Source organism: Streptomyces changchenzhani, from assembly GCF_039766235.1.
Lineage (GTDB): Bacteria > Actinomycetota > Actinomycetes > Streptomycetales > Streptomycetaceae > Streptomyces.
Genome location: NZ_JBDHNH010000001.1, coordinates 802,203 through 820,015 on the forward strand (window position 1 = coordinate 802,203; position 17,813 = coordinate 820,015).

Sequence of the window (17,813 nt, forward strand, 5' to 3'; positions counted from 1 at the left end):
GAATGAATGCCTCGTGGCTACCGGTACTCGCGCAGCAGCGCTGTCAGGCAGTCCGTGCCGAACTCCAGTGCCTCCACCGGGATGCGCTCGTTCGCCGAGTGCAGCAGCGTGCGGTACTCGCTGCCCGCGGGCACTTTCATCGGCAGCCAGCCGTAGCAGCGGATGCCCAGTTGGGCGAAGAAGCCTGCGTCGGTCGATGCGGGCGACATCATGGGCAGCGGTACGGCGCCCGGGTCCGCCTTGCGGGTGATCCCGGCCAACGTTTCGTAGAAGCCACCGAACTCCGGCTCCTCGATGCGCTCCTGGGCGACCTGGAGCCCCTCCACGAGCAGTTCCATCGACAACTCGGCGGACAGCTCGGGACCGATCAGCGCGTGCAGTTCGGAGAGAAACTCCTCCCTGGTGTGGTCGCCCGGCAGGATCCGGCCGTCCAGGTCCACGGTGATCTCGGCGGGCACCACATTGATCTTGTCGCTGGTCCGCACGACCGTCGGGTTCACGGTGTTGCGCAGCAGCGAGTCGATCTGGAGCGCCTGCGCCATCGGAAGTCCTGCCGGATGCCGGTCGTCGGTGTCGTCCCGTACCGCGAGCACCGCGTCCCGCAGCGGCGGGGGCAGTTCGGCCGACAGCTCGGTCAGCATGCGGTACGCGGCGGGCCCCTGGTGCCTCGGCAGGCGTACGCCGCTCAGCGCGGTCAGGAGACGGCCGAGCTGCTCCATGGGGGTGCCGGGCGGTGCAAGCCGGGAGGCATGCCCGCCGGGACCGCGCAGCGTCACCCGGTACCAGCAGGCCCGCTTCTCCGCGACGACGATCGGGTGGAACCGGCGGCCGCCCAGCTCGATGCCGGCGCCGCCCTCCTCGCCGATCGCGTAGCGGATCCCCGCGAACAGCTCGGGGTGCTCCCTGACCAGCCACCGGGCGCCGGCCAGACTGCCGTGCTCCTCGTCGGCGACCATGGCCAGCACAACATCGCCGGGCGGGCGCTCACCGGCTTCGTGCAGGCGGGCCAGCGACGTCAGCATCATCGCGAGGCCGCCCTTCATGTCGGTCGAGCCCCGGCCCCAGATCTCGCCGTCGACCAACTTGCCGTCGAAGGGCGGGTGCAGCCACTCCTGGCCGGTCACCGGCACGACGTCGGAGTGGCCGTGCAGCAGCAGCGGCGGGGCGATCCCCCGGCCGGGGAACCGGACGATCAGGCTGGCCCGGTCCGGGGTCGGCCCAAGAATCTTGATGTCCAGATCGTCCCGGTGCGACAGCCGGTCGACCACGTACTGGACGCAGGCGATCTCGTTGCCGGGCGGGTTGACGGTGTTGATCCGGATCAGGTCCTGCAGCAGGGCCACCGGATCGGCGGCGGACGAGGTGCTCATGACGGCTCCGTGGTCGAGTGGTATGCGGCGGCGAGGAGCCGGGCAGCTTCCAGGCGCAGCTGGGTGGGGCTGCCCAGGCGCATCGCGTCCACCGCGGCACGCCGGTAGAACACGGACACGTCGTACTCCTCGGTGAGTCCGGCGGCGCCGTGCAGATGCACCGCCTCGGCACTGACCTCACGGGCCAGGTCCGCGGCGAGGAACAGCGCCTGTGCCGCGGCGAGACGGATGTCCGCCCCCGCGTCCGCGTCCTTGGCCACGGCGCGCACCAGGCTCAGTACGGCCGTGCCCTCGGCGGCCAGCGCCGCCAGCCGGTACGCCGGTGCCTGCTGGGTGGCCAGCGGCCGGCCGAACGCCGTGCGCTTCTTCAGCCGCTCGACCGTGAGCTCCAGGGCCCCGCGGGAGAGCCCTGCCAGGTACGCCGCCTGCTGGAGGCGCCCGCGGGCGAGTGCGGACAGGTAGTCAGGACCCGGCGCCAGCACCCCGTCCACGGCGGTGCGTGCCGCGTCGAGCGTGACCCGGTAGAGATCGCCGCGGCCGATGTCGTCGTGCCGGTGGAGCGCCACGCCGGGCTGGTGAACCGGCACCAGCGCATGGCCGGCCTCACCGGTCACGAGCAGGTAGTCCACGCCCGCCGCGAAGGCCACGAAGCGGCGGGTGCCACTGACGACGCCCCGGTCCGCGTCGACTGCCAGCGGTGGGGGAGTGGAAGGCTCGCCCGTGCCCTGCTCCCGCGCGGCGAGGGCGACGGTACGCCCACCCGCCGCGATCTCGGCCAGCAGCCCGTCGTGCCGGCCGTCGGACGCCAGCACGTCGGCCGCGATCATGGTGTCCACGAACGGGCTCTGGTAGAGCGCGGGGCCCATCAGCTCCGCCGCCTCCACCAGGCGCGCCATCGCGTCGGCCGGCCCACCGAGGCGGGGCGGCAACGCGGCCTCCAGGCCGCCCAGTTCGGCGAGCGTGGCCCACACGCTGTGCCGTACCTCGACGTCCTCCTCCTCCGGCGCGTCCTGACCCGCGCCCTTGCCCCGGGCCCCGAGACGGCGCAGTACGGGGTTCAGTTCCTCGTGGAACAGTTCGGCAAGGTTCACAACAGGCCCAACCCACTGGTCGCGATGAGGTACAGCATGATCTCGGAGGTTCCGGACGCCAGCCGGTGCGCCGGGCTCAGCCGGTGGTTCGCCTCCAGCAGGCCGTCGGCCGGCGCCTCGGGGTCCCAGCCGGACAGCACGCCGTCCATTCCCTCGACCTCCATGCCGGCCCGCAGGATGGGCCGGAACTGCTCGCTCACGTACCACTTGGACATCGCCGAGGCCACCGCGTCGGGCCTGCCGTCGGCGAGGTTGCGCACCATCTGCCAGGCCATCGCGTGGCCGGCCCGCAGCCTCGCGTCGAGCTCGACCAGTTCGACGGCGTACACCGGATCGTCCAGCCTGCCGGTGGCCGCGGCCCGTTGGATGATCAGATCGAGCAGCCGACGGGCCTTGCCGTGGAAGTCGATGCCGGTGCGCTCCAGTTGGAGCAGGTCGTTCAGCATCCACCAGCCGTCGTCCACCGTGCCGACGACGTCCTCCTCGGTCAGCCGGACACCGTCGATCACCACCACGTTGAACCGGTCGTTCTGCATGCTCGGCACCGGTTCGATGTGCACCCCGGGTGAGCGCAGCGGCAGCAGGAACAGCGTGATGCCGTGCATCCCGACGGCTCCGTCGGTGGTGCGGGCGGCGCACAGCGCGACATCGGCGAACTGGGACTTCATGTTGAAGACCTTGGTGCCGTACAGCCGCCAGCCGCCCTGGTCGGGCTCCGCCCTGGTGCGCAGCGCCGACAGGTCCGATCCGGCCTCCGGCTCGGTGAAGAGCACACTGGCCGTCCGTTCGCCACGGGCCAGCGCCGGCAGATGCTTGCGCTTCTGCTCCTCGGTGCCCGCCTGCAAGAGGAACATGCCGACGATGTCGATACTCAGGACGTGTACGTCGTCGGGCACCCCGGCCAGGGTCATCTCCTCGGTGACCAGCGCGGCTTCCGCCGCCCCGAGACCGAGGCCGCCGTACTCGACGGGCCAGTTCGGGGCCAGCCAGCCGCGCTCGCCGAGCAGACGGTAGAGGTCCAGCCGGGCGGGCTCCTCGTCGGGCCGGTGGGCGGCGACGGTCTTGAGCGTCCGGCGCACCTCGTCGCTCGTGAAGAAGCGACGGATGTCCTGACGGAAGGTGTCCGGTGCCGGGGCGGCCGACGCGCTGCTCGTCACGAGGTCTCCTCCAGCTCCGCCAGCAGGGTCGCCAGCTCGTCCTCGGACGCGTCGTCCAGCTCGCTCGCCTCGATCAGCCGGGCCAGCTCCGCGATGGTGGAGTGCACGAACAGATCCCGCAGCTCCACCTCCACCCCGAACGCACCGCGGATGCGGGACGCCAGCTGGGTCACCTTGAGCGAATTGCCGCCGACGGCGAAGAAGCTGTCGTGGATGTCGATCTCCAGGCTCTCGCCGAGCAGCTCGCGCCAGATCCCGGCGAGCAGCAGTTCCGCCTCGGTCGAGGGCGCGACGGCCACCCGCACCGCGGCCCCGCCCGGCTCCGGAAGCCGCTTGCGGTCCAGCTTCCCGCTGCTCGCCCGCGGCAGTTCGGGCAGCACCACGAACACGCCGGGCACCAGATGGGCCGGCAGCCGGTCGATCAGGGAGCGCCGCAGGTCCTCGTGGTCCACGTCGTGTCCTGGGGCGGCGGCCAGGTAGCACACCAGGCTCGCCGCGGCCCCGGAGCCGCGCGCGACGACCACGGCCTCGGCGACGGCGGGGTGCGCCTCCACCGCGTGCTCGATCTCGCCCGGCTCCACGCGCAGGCCGCGGATCTTGATCTGGTTGTCGACCCTGCCGAGGAAGTACAGGTTTCCGTCGGCCTGCCGGCGCACCAGGTCCCCGGTGCGGTACAGGCGCGCCCCGGGCGCGCCGAAGGGGTCCGGCACAAAGCGCTCGGCGGTCAGCGCGGGCTGGTACGCGTATCCGCGTGCCACTCCGACCCCGCCGATGAACAGCTCGCCGGGCACCCCGACCGGTACCGGGTTGCCGTACCGGTCCAGCACGTGGGCCTGGTAGTTGGCCATCGGGGTGCCGATCGGCGGCATGGCCGCGTACGTCCCGTCGGGGCACAGGTAGTCGACGCAGGCGACGGTCGCCTCGGTCGGCCCGTACCCGTTGTGGAAGTCGCGCCCCGGGATGTTCCAGGCGTTGACCAGCTCGCCGGGGAACGCCTCAAGGCCCACGAACAGGGCGCGCAGCGAGGGGAACGTACCGGCGTCCAGCAGTCCGAGCACCGCCGGCGGCAGGTCGGTGACGGTGACCTGCTCGTCACGCATCAGCTCCCCGAGGCTCTCGGGGTCCAGCAGGGTCCGGGTGGGCGCGTGCACCAGCTGCGCGCCGGAGCACAGGGCGCTGAAGAAGTCGAAGAGGCTGACGTCGTACGCGGGGTTCGCGAACTGCAGCACCCTGTCGCCCGCGCCGAGCCGGAACATCTCCACGCTCGCCCGGGTGAAGTTGACGATGCTGCGATGTTCCACCTGCACGCCCTTGGGCCTGCCGGTCGACCCCGAAGTGAAGATCACGTAGGCGAGGTTGGCCGGTCCGACGCCGGACCGGGGCCGCTCCGTGGACCGCGCGCCGAGCGCGGGGTCGTCCACGCACACCGCGGTGACCGACGCGGGCAGCGCACCGGCCCGCTCGCAGGTGGTCACCACGACTCCGCAGCGTGCCTCGGTCAGCGCCGTCTCCCAGCGCTCCGCCGGGGTGTCCGGGTCGAGCGGCAGATAGGCCCCGCCCGCCTTCTGGATGCCGAGGAAGGCGGTGGGCAGCTCGGGGCCGCGTTCGAGCAGTACGGCGACGACGCTCTCCGGACCGACACCGGCGTCCCGCAGCGCCCACGCCAGCCTGTTGGCCCGGTCGTCCAGTTGCCGGTAGGTGAGCCGTTCGCCGAGGAATGAGGTCGCCACCGCGTCCGGCGACCCGTCCACCACCGCCTCGAACAATTCGTGCAGACACCCGTCCGGCGACGGGCCGCCCGCCCCGTCCGCCTCGGCCGGCAGCTCGCGCTGGGACTCGCGCTGGGACTCGGACTCGGACTCGGTGAGCATCGGCAGTCGGCTCAGACGCAGACCGGGATCGGCCACCACGGCCTCAAGGATCCGCGCGTAGTGCCCGAACATCCGCTCGATGCGGTCGGCGTCGAACAGATCGGTGGAGTACTCGGCCCACAGCCGCAGTCCCTCCGGGATCTCGGTGAGCTGGACAGCGAGGTCGAACCGGGCGGTGTCCCCCTCCACCGGGTACGCCTCGACGTCGACGCCCGCGATGTGCGCCGACTCGACACCCGCGTGCTGGAGGGTGAAGGACGTCTGGAACAGCGGGTTGCGGCTCGGGTCGCGCTGCGGGCTCAGCTCGTCGACCAGCCTGCCGAAGGGCAGTTCCTGATGGAAGTGGGCGCCGAGCACCGTCTCGTTGGTCCGCGCCAGCAGCTCCCGGAACGTCGGGTCGCCCGCCGTGGAGCAGCGCAGTACCACCGTGTTGGCGAAGAACCCGATCAGCGACTCGATCTCGGGCCGCTCGCGGCCGGAGAACACCGACCCGACGACGATGTCGTCCTGGCCCGTGTAGCGGTCGAGCATGGCCACGAACGCGGACAGGACCACCGTGAGCAGGGTGACCCGCTCGGCCCTGGCGAGCCGGTTGAGGTCCGTGCGCAGGTCCAGCGGCAGCAGGCAGTCGGTGGCGGCGCCGGACTGCGAGGAGACGGCCGGGCGTGCCCGGTCCGCCGGCAGGTCGAGGGTGGGCAGGTCCGCGAGCTGCCGCTGCCAGTACGCGAGGTGCTCGTCGAGCACGGCGCCGGTCATCCGGCCGCGCTGCCAGACCGCGTAGTCCGCGTACTGCACGGAGAGTTCCGCCAGCGCGGCCGGTTCCCCGGCGACCTCTGCCCGGTAGTACTCGAAGAGCTCACCGACGACGACGGGCATCGACCATCCGTCGCTGGCGATGTGGTGGAGGGCCAGGACGAGTATGTGCTCACGGTCCGCGACGGTGACCAGGTGCCCGCGCAGGACCGGGCCGTTCTCCAGGTCGAACGGTTCCTGCGCCAGCCCGAAGACGAAGTCGCGGACCTTCTGCTCGCCCGCCCCGGTCAGGTCCGTCACAGGGAACGGCGCCGCCTGGCCGGGCGGCGCCACGTCCTGGTAGGGGACACCGTCGCGCAGCGGGTAGCGGGTGCGCAGGATCTCGTGCCGGTCCATCAGCGCGCTCAGGGCCCTGCCCAGGGCCTGCCCGTCGAGGTCGGCGCGCAGCGAGAGGATGATCGGCGCGTTGTAGACCGACGCCCCCGGCGCCAACTGGTCGAGGAACCAGAGTCGTTGCTGGGTGTAGGAGAGCGGCAGCGCCCGGTCGCGGCCCACCGGGACCACCCGCTCGCCCGTGCCGCGTACGCCCGCACGTTGGCGTTGCCGCAGCGCCAGCAGGCTCTTCCTGGTGTCGGCCAGACTCTTCCCGCCGGTCTTCGATGGTTCGGACATCACAGGCTCCCGACGATTGCGGCTCTCTTGACCGTGGTCCCGGCGCCGGCGAGCGCGTCGCGCACCGGGTGGGCGACACGTCCGTCGGCGATCACCACACGGCCCACCCCGGCGTCCAGGGCTTCACAGGCGGCTTGCAGCTTCGCGGTCATCCCGCCGGCGATCTCCGCGTTGTCGACCGGCCCGTCGGACACCACGATCTCCCGCATCAGTGACGTCTCGTCGGCCGGATCACGCAGCACGCCGGGCGCGGCGGTCAGCAGGACAAGGCGCACCGGCCCGCTCTGCGCCAGTGCGCCCGCTATCGCCGCGGCGGCCCGGTCGGCGTCGACGTTGACCGCCTCGCCGTCCTCGCCGACGGCGGGCGGCGACACGACGGGCAAGCAGCCCGTTTCCAGCAGGGTGAACAGGAGGGCGGGGTCGACCCGGCGGATACGCCCACTGTGGTCGTCACGGATCACGACCTTGCGGCCGCCCAGCACCGCCTTGTGCGCGGCGGTGCGCCTGGCCGTGATCAGCTGGGCGTCCATGCCGGTCAGTCCCACCGGGCGGGCGCCGTGCCGGGACAGCGCGGCAACCAGCGACGGTTTGACCTTCCCGACCAGCGCCATCAGCAGCACCTCAAGGGTGGCCGGGTCGGTGTACCTGCTCGACGAGCCGCTCGGCGTGGTCAGCCTTCGCTGAGGTACGCCGAGCCGGCCGGCCAGCAGATCGAGGTCCGCCGCACCTCCGTGCACCAGGACCGCCTGCCCGGCCGGCAGCGCCGCGAGGTCGCGGCAGATGGCCTCGTGATCCAGCGAGAGTCCCCCGCCGCACTTGACCACCGTGATCTCGTCAGTCATCCCAATCCTCACGCCGGATGCAGGCCCGCGAACTCCAGCCCCAGCGACTCGTCCCAGCCCATCCGGATGTTCAAGCTCTGCACGGCGTTCCCGGAACCGCCCTTGACCAAGTTGTCGAGCGCGCCGATGAGCAGCAGCTGTCCACTGGCCGGATCCAGGGCGAACCCCACGTCGCAGTAGTTGGAGCCAAGAAGGATCTTTGGCTCCGGCAGCCGGTAGTTGCCCCGCTTCTGGGTGACGACCCGGACGAACGGTTCCTTCGCATAGCTCGCGCGGTAGACACCACGTACCTCCGCCTCGGTGATGCCACGGGCGGCCGTGGCCCGGCAGAGCACCTGCACACCGCGCACGGCGTCGACGCCGGTGGCCGTCATCCGCACGTCCAGCCCGGTCGCCTGGGAGATCTCCGCCTGATGGCGGTGGTTCAGCGGGGCGAACACCCGCAGTACGCCGCTGCGTTCGGCATGCAGGTTCAGCTCTCCCGCGGACGCGCCCGAGCCGCTGGAACCGACCCGCCCGTCCACCGTGACCGTCGACTCCAGCATCCCCGCGTCCGCCAAGGGCCGCAGCGCCAGGATGGAGGCCGTGGCCATGCATCCGGGCACGCTGACGCTGTCGGCGGTACGCAACGCCTCGCGGTGCAATTCCGGCAGCCCGACGGCCGCTTCGCCGAGCAGCTCCGGCGCGGGATGCTCGCCGTAGTGCTCGCGATACCGGGCGGGGTCCGCGAGGCGCAGGTCCGGAGAAAGGTCGTAGACGATCTTGGCTCGGCTCACCAGGGCACTGCGCTGTTGCAGGTCACCGACCGTCGAACTGGTCAGGAACAGCACATCGCATTCGGGCAGCCGGTCGGGGGAGAGGTAGGCGAGATCCACCCGGCCCCGCAGGTTCGGGTGGTTTCCGTCCACCCGTCGGCCCGCCAGCCGGGAGGAGGTGACCGCACTGATTTCAAGCTCCGGATGTCCGGAGATGATCCTGAGCAGCTCACCGCCGATATAACCGGCGCCGCCCACAATCCCCACACTGGTCACTCGCCCCAGTCCTCCTCGACCTCCGGCGCCACGGCGATGACCAGAGGGTCGAGAGAAATCACTTCGAGCTCGCCGGCGCATTCACCACATTCGATGATTTCGTTGAGCTCGGGCTTTTCTGCGAACTCTACGTTTCCGACGCATTCCGGACAGGCCACGTTCATTTTTCTGCCTCTCACGAGAAGGTCATTCGTTCAGCACCTAGAGGTTCGCGAAAACGCGGGCACGCGGACAGTAGGGGAAACCCCCGACAGATGGGCGGCCATGGCCTCCAGCACCCCTTCGTACTCCGCGATCAGCCGGGCCGTGCGTCCCCGCAGCGCGGGTACGGCGGCCGAGCGCCCGGCGCGCGCGGTGGCCACCGCGATCCGCAGCGCCGACCAGTGGTGCGCGACCGCGTCCACCCGCCGGCCCAGTTCCCGCAGCCGGACATCGCCGAAGCGCCGGCCGGCCAGGTCCAGGAACGCGGCGTGCAGGCCGGTCGACGCCAGTACGGGCCCGACGACGATGAAGACCTCGTCCACCACCTCGGGCTCGGCCCCGATACGGTCCCAGGCACCGGTCAGGAAGGCGCTCAGCCCGGCCAGGCCAGAGGTGGCCGGATCGGCGGGGTCGGTGAGACCGCCCACGTTCGCGGCGAGCACGTGCCGGACGAAAGCCGGGTCGAACGCGGGCTGCGGCGCACTCGTGTCCAGTTCCAGCCACCGGTTGCCGATGGGGTTCGCGGTGAAGAACAGGTCCCGGTCGTGCTTGACCGGGTTGCCCGAGTCCCGCGCGGCGGTGAACGCCTCCAGCGCGATGGCGCCCTGGAAGGCCGGTGGCACCGGGTCCGCCACCAGCACCTCCGCCGCCTCGTCGTCGAACCCGTGGACCACCATGAGGTGATTGGTGTGCACGTCGCGGTACGCGGGCCTGAAGGGCAGATGGAAGTTGTCCGCGGCCACGGCGACGGTGTTCCCCGCCACCAGCTCGGCCCGCACCTGCCGCCAGCCCTCCTCCGCGTCGGCCGGCCGGTGCCACCGCGAGTGGATGTCGTGATGGGGCGCGAGCCCGCTGAACAGCGAGTCGGCGTACCCCGGCAGGTAGTACTCCTCCCGCCGCAGGTCGCCCGGGTAGTGGAAGCCCCAGCCCGCGCCGAGAACCGATATCGGCTCCAGGCCCCGCTGGGCCAGCATCACCCCGGCGGTGGTGTGCAGACAGTGCACGAGCTCGTGCCGCCAGTACCCGACGTCTCCCAGCTCAACGCGCATCGCGCACCCCCGGGTTCGTGACCGCGGTGACCGCGAACACATGCATGGCCGGGTTGTCGGGCAGCCGCAGTCCGGTCACCTCCCCCGGCACGGTCACCGGGACACGCTGCTGCCAGATGACCGGCCGGTGCCCGCTCTGGGTGTGCCGGGGGTAGCGCAGCCCGGTCGCCCGGAACGCCTCCGGCTCACCGAACCACGCGTCGGTCTCCGGCCAGAAGTCCGACATCCGCAGCCACTCGGCGCGCACCGTGCCGTCGGCGTAGCGCAGCTCCACCTCGTCCTCGGTGCGCCGCTCGGCCGCGCCGAGCACATAGAGCCACTCGTAGCGGCCCCCGGGGAGCGCGATCAGCTGACCACGGCAGCGGATGTTGTCACCGTTGCCCGTTTCGCGGGGCGGGAACTCGAAATCGACGCCGGACACGGTCACCGAAGATCCCGGAGCGGGCAGGTCCTCGGCCGGAAAGGTATTGCGCCAGACATTGAATCCGTATTCCTCGCCGGCCCCTGATTTCGCGATGCCGAGATTGTTGCAGGCTTCAGAAATATCAATGACAGTGCTTATTATCTGTGGATGCAAGTGAGCCTCATAAGTTCTGTTTCCCGGCAAGTGGCCGATGAGATCTCCGAAATCATCCGGGCCGCTTATTCATCGGGCGATCTGCTGCCCGGCCTGCCGACCGCGGACGGCGCGCTGGCGGATTCCGCCGAGCTGCTGCACGACCTCGCCGCCGGGCAACTGCTCTGGGTGGCCACGCTGGCGGGCCGGACCGTGGGCACCGTCCGGGCCGTCCGCAGCTCGCCGGACAGCTGGGAGGTCCGGCGGCTGGCCGTCTCGCCGGCCGCCCGGCGCTCGGGGGCGGCCCGCGCCCTGCTGCGCCGGCTGGAGCACGACGCGTCGGCCGCCGGAGCGGCCCGGGTGGTGCTCGACGCGGTGGTGGAGCGGGGCAACCCCGCGTTCTACGCCCAGGTCGGGTACCGCCTCGTGCGGCACTTCCCCGCCGGCGACAAACCGCTCTCGGAGGTGCGGATGCAGCGGGACCTCCACGACGATCCCGCGCCCCGGGCGCACGACGTCCCTCCCGCGGGACCCGGCCTGCTGCTGGACTGGCTGGCGGTGCCCGCAGGGACCGTCTGCCGCCCCCGCCTCACCGGGCCGCGGCCCGGCCCGCAGGACGAAGCGGGCGCGGCCCCGGGGACACCACTGGGCGCCGACTTCTGGGCGGGCGCCGGCCCGGCCGAACTCGCCCGGGTACGGGCCACCTTGGCCCGGGAAGCGGACCAAGCGGGCCAAGAGGAGCTGCTCTTCGACCGGCCGGCGGGCGACATCGCGGCCTTCCGCGCGCCCAGGCTGTCCCACCCGGAGCTGCTGGCGTGGTGGCGGAGCCCCGCGGTACGCAAGCAGCCCGCACAGCGGGTCTGACCGGATCACACCGGCGACCCGACCACATCGAGAGCCGCCGCGGCGATCCGCTGCGGGCTGACTCCCGCGTGCTCCAGCAGGGCACGCTCGTCGGCGACGAAGTCGAGATACCCGTCCGGCACCCCGATACGGCGGACCGGGCAGGGATGGTCCTCCGCGACCGCCTCGCAGACGGCGGCCCCGAGGCCTCCCACCCGTACATGGTCCTCGACGGTGACCAGCCCGCAGGTCTCGCGGGCCGCCCGGCCGAGCGCCGCCACATCGAGCGGCTTGACCGTGTGCATGTTCAGCACCCGCGCGGAAATCCCCTGCCGTTCCAGGAGTTCCGCGGCCTCGAGGGCCATCACCACCGGGTAGGGCCCGGTGGCCACGACGGTCACGTCATGGCCCTCGCGCAACAGGCGGGCCTCGCCCAGCCGGAACTCGTACGGCTCGGTATTGACCAGCGGCGTCCTGGCCCGGCCCAGTCGCAGGAACAGCGGACCGGGCAGGTCGGCGGTCGCGCGGACGGCGGCCTCGGTCTCCGCGGCGTCGCACGGCACCACGATCGTCATGTGGGGCAGCGTCCTGATGATCGCAATGTCCTCAAGGGCATGGTGCGTCGGCCCGTAGTGCCCCGCCGAGACACCCGCGTGCGTCACCACGATGCGGACCGGCAGATTGTTGCCGGCCACGTCGATCTTCACCTGCTCGCAGGCCCTGCTCGCGGCGAAGCTCGAAATGGTGTTGGCGTACGGCAGCAGGCCCGAGTGGGCCAGACCGGCGGAGACACCCATCAGGTTCGCCTCGGCGATACCGACGTTGACGTACTGCTCCGGGAGGACTGCCTGGAACCGGTCCTCCAGGCCGCCCATGTCCGAGTCGACGCAGAAGATCCGGGGATCCAGCCGCGCCAGGTCGACCAGCGTGCTGCGGTAGACGTCGCGGGTGGGCAGCGCATAGCGCTCCGCCCAGTCCTGCTTCGCCGCCGGGAGATCGGTGATCAGTTCGCTCATGACTTCCTACCTGCTCTCAGGCCCGCCTTGGCACGCTGGTAGAGCCTCGGCGTGAGCTGGACGGAGTGGCTCTTCTTCTTGCCTTCGAACAGGGCGACACCACGCCCCTTGACGGTTCTGGCGATCACCACCGTCGGACGGCCCGAGGCGTCGGGCAGTGCGTCGAAGACCGCTCGCAGCGCGGCGTGGTCGTGCCCGTCCACCTCCACGGCGTTCCAGCCGAAGCTGCGCCAGCGGTCGGCCAGCGGCTCCAGCGAGACACAGTCCTCGGTGTCGCCGGTGATCTGGAGGCCGTTGCGGTCCACCACCGCGACCAGGTTGTCGAGGCGCTGGTGGGAGGCCAGCATCGCCGCCTCCCAGACCGAGCCCTCCTGGAGTTCGCCGTCGCCCATCAGGACGAACGCCCGGCTGTCGCGCCCGAGGCGGCGCATCGCCAACGCGACACCGGCGCCCAGGGAGAGCCCGTGCCCCAGCGAACCGGTGGGGAACTCCACCCCCGGCAGCCGGCGCAGCGGGTGTCCCGCGAGCCTGCTGCCCTCCTGGGTGTAGGTCTCCAGCTCCGCCGGCTCGATGACGCCGACTTCCGCCAGGACGGCGTAGAGGGCGGGTGCGGCGTGTCCCTTGCTGAGTACGAACCGGTCGCGGCCGTCCCACTCGGGCTCGGCCGGCCGCAGCCGCATCACCTCCGTGTAGAGGTGCAGCAGTACGTCCGTGCAGGACAGGCTCCCGCCGATGTGCGCACCGTGCTCGGTCGCACCCATCTGGAGGATGCGTTCCCTGACCCGGTGGGCCCGGTCGGCGAAGGTGACGCCGGCTGCTTCCGGCTGGGCGGTCATCGTGCCGCTCCGCTCATCACCTGGTGCCACGGGGCGCGGTAGTTCATCGACGCGCCCACCGGCGCCAGCTCGTCGAGCCGGCTCCACACCTTCTCGAAGGCCGTCGCGCAGAGATCCAGCACCGGCCCGCTGTTCGGGTTGAGATGCCAGCGCTGGAGAGTGAGCGAATCCTCGATCACCGCCAGGCTGACCCCGAAGTCGGCAATCGGCACTTCCAGGTGCTGGAGCGCCTGCTGACCGGGCAGCGGCACGATCTGGTAGGGCTGGAGCGGCACGCCCTCGGCGCGCAGCGCCCGGTGCAGTATCGACCGGAACTGACCGGCAGGCAGCTCGGGGAACCCGGCGGCGGCCGGATCGAAGCGCAGCCGCAGGATGTGCCAGGCATGCGTACGGTCGTCGGGGCAGGTCGGCACGATCACCCCCGGCAGGCTGCCGAGGCGGCCGAGGAAGCGGCGTACCAGCTGGTCGCGGGTGGCCGAGTAGCTGTCCAGACGGCTCAGTTGGCAGCGGGTGAAGGCGGCCTGGACCGCGCTCATCTTCTCGTTGCCCGCGAGGACCCGGGAGATGTAGTCGCGCTCGCGGCCGGCCCGCAGGTCCTCACCGAACTGGCGGCGCAGCACCACGCGTTCGTACAGGTCCTCGTTGTCGGTGGTCACAAGACCGCCCTCGCCGCAGGTCGGCAGGTTCTTCACCGCGTTGAGGCTGACCGCGTTGATGTCACCGAGCGATCCGGTACGGCGTCCCAGGTATTCGGCGCCCTGGGACTGGGCCGCGTCCTCGATCACGTACAGGTCGTGCTTGTCCGCCAGCGCCCGCAACGCCCGCATGTCGCAGGGCAGTCCGTGCAGGTGCACGGCGAGGATCGCCCTGGTCCGCCCGGTGACGGCCTTCTCGGCCGCGACCGGATCCATGGTGAAGGTGACCGGATCGATGTCGACGAACACCGGCACCAGCCGGCGCTGGACGACCGGCACCGCGCTGCCGATGAAGGTCAGTGCGGGCACCAGGACCTCCGATCCCGGCTCGATGTCCAGCGCCGCCAGCGAGAGCTCCAGCGCGGCGGTGCCGTTGGACACCGCGGCGCAGTGCCGGGTGCCCACGTACTGGGCCCACTCCTGCTGCAGCGCGCTGACCTCGCCCCGGCCCGCGTCGTTGGAGGTGAAAAGACCGCGTTCGAGTACGCCGCGCAGCGCGTCGTGCTCCTGCTCGGTCACCACCGGCCAGCCGACCCGCGCCTTGGTCACGTCCTCCTTGCCGACGGTACGGCTGCCGCCGAACATCGCCAGCTTGACGGCGTCGTTCACGTTCCCACCCCTGCTTCTTCAGCCGCCGGCGGCGGGACGACCATGGTCATCGCGCTCAGGACGATCTCTGGACGGTCGGGCAGCCGTACGCCCACCAGCACGTCCCGGCGTGGCACGGGCAGCCACGCCCGGTGCTCGGCGGCCGGCACGACGAAGCGCTCGGCGTCGACGCCGTGCTCGTAGTACAGCCACGCCGTGTCCACGACCTCCGTGGGCGGCGCCGCGCTCAGGTCGAGGCGCAGCCAGTCGTACGAGCCGGGAGGCAGATCGAGGAGCTGCCCGCGGCAGGGCAGTGGTTCCGCCAGCTCCAGCGCGACGCTCCCGGTCACCGGTCTCCCCAGAGCTTCAACTGGCCCAGCACGTAGTCGACGTACGCGCCGACCAGGTCCACTCCGAGGACCTCGATGGCGCCGTGGAATTCGGGCGTGTGATTGACCTCGTTGACGAACATCCGCCCGTCCCGGTCCTCGATGACGTCGATGCCAAGGACGCCTTCGCCGATCGCCTGCGCCGTGTCCTGGAGCAGCTTGACCAGGTCGTCGTTGAGGGGGCAGCGCTCGGCCCGGCCGCCCATGGCCGTGTTGGTGCGCCAGTGCTCGTGCTGCACCTTGTAGATCGCACCGATCACCTCGCCGCCGAACACATAGGCCTTGATGTCACGGTCCGGCTTGTCCACGTACTCCTGAACGAAGGTGATCTGGTGCTGCGGTCCGGACAGCGCGGCCCGGTGCTCCAGCAGCGCCTCCGCCTGCTCATGGTCGTGCATCCGCGCGGCCAGCCGGCCCCAGGACCCCGTGAGCGGCTTGACCACCGCGGGGTAGCCGAAGTCGTCCAGCTCGTCCAGTACGGGCTCCGGAGTCAGTCCGACGAGCGCCCGGATCGTGGGCAGGCCGCCGTCCCGCAGGGCCAGCGTGGTGAGCAGCTTGTCGCCGCACACCCCGATGACACCGGAGCTGTTCACGACCGGCACGCCCGCGTGCTCCAGCAGCCGGCACGCGTAGTAGTTCCTGGTGTGGGAGATCTCCCGGCTGAGCGCTCCCGCGTACGGCAGGCGCAGACGCTCCTGGTTGTTCAGCTGAACAGTGAACTTCCGGACGTCGACCTGGTCGAACTCGATGTCGCGCCTGCGCAGCTCAGCGAGGAGCAGTCGCTCCTCCAGACGCACCCTCGAGGTGAGTACGGCCAGCTTGTTGTGTTCTGCGGTCACGGTCAGACGCTCCATTTTCCGTTTGCGCGGCGCCTCCGGGTGCCGGAATCGAGCGCAGCGAATCGACGAGCCGTGGCAACGCATCGCTCAGCACATCGATGGCGGCCAGGTATTCGGGTATCTCGATGTGTTCGTCGGCACTGTGACAGAGCCGGGAGTTGCCCGGCCCGTAGGCCGCGGTGGGCACCTGCCAGTGCCGCCCGACCACGTTCCAGTCGGAGGTGCCGAGCTTGAGTTTGGGTACAGCGCGAGCCCCGCGGGCCGCGACGGCCCCACTGAGGGCCCGTACGACAGGGTCGGTGCGGGTGGACCGGACGGCCGGCACCTCCTCGATCACCGTGACCCGGCGTCCCGCGCCCTCGCTGATCCGGTCCAGGAACGCCCTGGTGTCGAACCGGAGGGGGACACGGCAGGAGACTTCGACCGTGGCGCGTTCGAGGTCGGCGTTCATGCCGATGATTGTCGGCAGCGCCCGGTCGAACAGCGGCGAGCCCTCGGCGGACTCCGCGGCCAGTTGGGCGACCAGCTCGTTCCAGAACACGAACGCGACCTCGGCCGCGGTCGCCTGGGCCGAACTGGTGTGGGCCGGCGGCTGGGTGAACTCCACCCGGAAGCGGAACACCCCCTTGTAGCCGATACCGATGGCATGCACCCCGCTCGGCTCACCGATGACCAACGCATCGGGGGCCGGCAGGTGCAAGAGGTGCCTGGCACCGTGGGAGGCGGCTTCCTCGCCCACCGCGCCGATCACCACCAGGCGCCCCGCGATGGTGTCCGCGAGCCTGGCGGCGGCGCACATCATGGTGGCCAGCGGCCCCTTGGCGTCCACCGTGCCGCGCCCGGTCAGCACATCGCCGGTCAGCTCCACGGGGAGCGTGCCGGGCACGGTGTCCATGTGCCCCAGCATGACCACTTCGGGCCCGTCCGGATCACCGACCGCGCCGTGTACGTTCCCGACGGCGTCCACATGGGTGTCGAAGCCGGCGGCAGCCATGCGCTCGGCCAGCAGCGCGGCCAGCTCGCCCTCCTCGCCCGAGAAGGACGGGATCTCCACCATCGACCGCAGCAGCTCGGTCTCGTCGCCCGCGGCCGGCCAGGTCATGCGCCGCTGCCGAGGGGATTGATGTCGACCAGGAGCATGTCCCGTATACCAGTCTCGCCCACCGGCTGCGTCGGCGACACCTCGTGGGTGACCATCCGGTCGTCCACGAACACCGAATCCAGCGGGTCGGTCAGCGTCAGACGCACCGTCTCGCCCTTGTCGGGATAGACGGCGGACTCGCCGCCCACGCAGTCCCTGCGGCGGATCAGATGCATGCCGATGTAGCAGTGGCCGTCCCGGTGCCTGCCCTCCGGTGTGGCCAGGCCGTCCTCGTCGCGCCGGGCGACCATGCGGATCTGATGGATCCCGATCTCCCAGCTGCGCAACCCCGAGATGCTGGTGGCCAGTTCGGCGTCGAAGCCGACCAGCGCCGCCATCGCGGGGTGCAGCAGTGCCGCCTCCTCGATCGGCGCGAACTTACGGTCCGCGCCCTTCCACAGCGGGATCCCGTCCTGCCTGAAGGTCGTGTGCGGGAGTACCTCGAATGCGGGTGCGTCACCGCCGATTTCGACCCGGAGCCGCCCGTACCTGCGGTACCGGTACGTCCCGCCACCGATGAGTGCCTCATCGAGCGGAAGGTCGTTCCAGAACCGGCCGAACGCGTCGAGTTCGTCTTCCGACATCAGCGAGCGAAGGCCGGCTCCCTCCAGCACTGTGAAACCGCGCCGCGCGGTCGCCGTGGCAAGCTCTTCCACCGGGTTTCCCGTGAAGTCGCTCGCGGCCACACCGAAGGCCCCCATACATCCCTCCGTTGGTTCGAAATCCGTTGTGATGTCGGGCCCCATCTGGGTCGTGACGGTCACCAGATCTGGGTCGTGACGGTCACCAGCCTTGCCAACCACACTGTCACCGCGGCAGCCCCCGAACCTGTCGGTCATTACCCTGACTGTCACGCGACGGCGAGCGCGGCGG

The 17,813-nt window shown here is 71.0% G+C and carries 17 protein-coding genes; 1 reads left to right on the top strand and 16 read right to left on the bottom strand.

Annotated features, from left to right (window positions below):
- Positions 1–17: 17 nt before the first annotated feature.
- The 9 genes from ABCR94_RS03805 to ABCR94_RS03845 are packed head-to-tail and all read right to left on the bottom strand — an operon-like array spanning position 18 to position 10,614.
- Positions 18–1,370 (bottom strand): M20/M25/M40 family metallo-hydrolase, encoded by a 1,353-nt coding sequence (locus ABCR94_RS03805; RefSeq protein ID WP_347117529.1) that lies wholly within the window; start codon positions 1,368–1,370, stop codon positions 18–20.
- On the bottom strand, positions 1,367–2,461 hold the full coding sequence (locus ABCR94_RS03810; protein WP_347117530.1) for an acyl-CoA dehydrogenase family protein: 1,095 nt from the start codon (positions 2,459–2,461) through the stop codon (positions 1,367–1,369). Before ABCR94_RS03810 ends, ABCR94_RS03805 begins: the two co-directional genes overlap by 4 nt.
- Entirely contained in the window at positions 2,458–3,618 is a 1,161-nt protein-coding gene (locus tag ABCR94_RS03815; RefSeq protein WP_347117531.1) for an acyl-CoA dehydrogenase family protein, read from the bottom strand. Before ABCR94_RS03815 ends, ABCR94_RS03810 begins: the two co-directional genes overlap by 4 nt.
- Positions 3,615–6,914: a non-ribosomal peptide synthetase gene (locus tag ABCR94_RS03820; RefSeq protein ID WP_347117532.1), complete on the bottom strand. Its 3,300-nt coding sequence runs from the start codon at positions 6,912–6,914 to the stop codon at positions 3,615–3,617. The genes ABCR94_RS03815 and ABCR94_RS03820 overlap by 4 nt, the downstream gene beginning before the upstream one ends.
- Positions 6,914–7,756 carry a [LysW]-aminoadipate kinase gene (locus ABCR94_RS03825; protein ID WP_347117533.1) on the bottom strand — a complete coding sequence of 281 codons (843 nt, stop codon included), beginning with the start codon at positions 7,754–7,756 and terminating at the stop codon, positions 6,914–6,916. The genes ABCR94_RS03820 and ABCR94_RS03825 overlap by 1 nt, the downstream gene beginning before the upstream one ends.
- An 8-nt stretch (positions 7,757–7,764) precedes the next feature.
- A complete protein-coding gene (gene argC, locus ABCR94_RS03830; protein ID WP_347117534.1) occupies positions 7,765–8,787 on the bottom strand; it encodes an N-acetyl-gamma-glutamyl-phosphate reductase in 1,023 nt (340 codons plus the stop codon).
- A complete protein-coding gene (lysW, locus tag ABCR94_RS03835) occupies positions 8,784–8,966 on the bottom strand; it encodes a lysine biosynthesis protein LysW (RefSeq protein WP_347117535.1) in 183 nt (60 codons plus the stop codon). Before lysW ends, argC begins: the two co-directional genes overlap by 4 nt.
- 15 nt (positions 8,967–8,981) lie before the next feature.
- On the bottom strand, positions 8,982–10,037 hold the full coding sequence (locus tag ABCR94_RS03840; protein WP_347117536.1) for a BtrH N-terminal domain-containing protein: 1,056 nt from the start codon (positions 10,035–10,037) through the stop codon (positions 8,982–8,984).
- Positions 10,027–10,614, bottom strand: a complete 588-nt coding sequence (locus ABCR94_RS03845; RefSeq protein WP_347117537.1) for a beta-sandwich domain-containing protein — start codon at positions 10,612–10,614, stop codon at positions 10,027–10,029. The genes ABCR94_RS03840 and ABCR94_RS03845 overlap by 11 nt, the downstream gene beginning before the upstream one ends.
- Before the next feature lie 30 nt (positions 10,615–10,644).
- Here ABCR94_RS03845 and ABCR94_RS03850 point away from each other — a divergent pair, with 30 nt between their 5' ends.
- Positions 10,645–11,457, top strand: a complete 813-nt coding sequence (locus tag ABCR94_RS03850; RefSeq protein ID WP_347117538.1) for a GNAT family N-acetyltransferase — start codon at positions 10,645–10,647, stop codon at positions 11,455–11,457.
- A gap of 5 nt (positions 11,458–11,462) precedes the next feature.
- Here the strand turns inward: ABCR94_RS03850 and ABCR94_RS03855 are convergent, their stop codons facing one another.
- From ABCR94_RS03855 to ABCR94_RS03885, 7 genes are read right to left on the bottom strand one after another with little or no spacing between them, the layout of a single operon-like run.
- Entirely contained in the window at positions 11,463–12,452 is a 990-nt protein-coding gene (locus ABCR94_RS03855) for a transketolase family protein (RefSeq protein WP_347117539.1), read from the bottom strand.
- The gene (locus ABCR94_RS03860; RefSeq protein WP_347117540.1) at positions 12,449–13,288 is read right to left on the bottom strand and encodes a transketolase; all 840 of its coding nucleotides are present in this window, start codon (positions 13,286–13,288) and stop codon (positions 12,449–12,451) included. The genes ABCR94_RS03855 and ABCR94_RS03860 overlap by 4 nt, the downstream gene beginning before the upstream one ends.
- Positions 13,285–14,592 (bottom strand): DegT/DnrJ/EryC1/StrS family aminotransferase, encoded by a 1,308-nt coding sequence (locus ABCR94_RS03865; protein WP_347117541.1) that lies wholly within the window; start codon positions 14,590–14,592, stop codon positions 13,285–13,287. The genes ABCR94_RS03860 and ABCR94_RS03865 overlap by 4 nt, the downstream gene beginning before the upstream one ends.
- The gene (locus tag ABCR94_RS03870; RefSeq protein ID WP_347117542.1) at positions 14,589–14,921 is read right to left on the bottom strand and encodes a hypothetical protein; all 333 of its coding nucleotides are present in this window, start codon (positions 14,919–14,921) and stop codon (positions 14,589–14,591) included. The genes ABCR94_RS03865 and ABCR94_RS03870 overlap by 4 nt, the downstream gene beginning before the upstream one ends.
- Entirely contained in the window at positions 14,918–15,799 is an 882-nt protein-coding gene (gene lysX / locus ABCR94_RS03875) for a lysine biosynthesis protein LysX (RefSeq protein WP_347117543.1), read from the bottom strand. Before lysX ends, ABCR94_RS03870 begins: the two co-directional genes overlap by 4 nt.
- A complete protein-coding gene (locus ABCR94_RS03880; RefSeq protein WP_347117544.1) occupies positions 15,726–16,901 on the bottom strand; it encodes a M20/M25/M40 family metallo-hydrolase in 1,176 nt (391 codons plus the stop codon). Before ABCR94_RS03880 ends, lysX begins: the two co-directional genes overlap by 74 nt.
- The gene (locus tag ABCR94_RS03885; protein ID WP_347117545.1) at positions 16,898–17,641 is read right to left on the bottom strand and encodes a 2OG-Fe dioxygenase family protein; all 744 of its coding nucleotides are present in this window, start codon (positions 17,639–17,641) and stop codon (positions 16,898–16,900) included. Before ABCR94_RS03885 ends, ABCR94_RS03880 begins: the two co-directional genes overlap by 4 nt.
- Between the last annotated feature and the right edge of the window lie 172 nt (positions 17,642–17,813).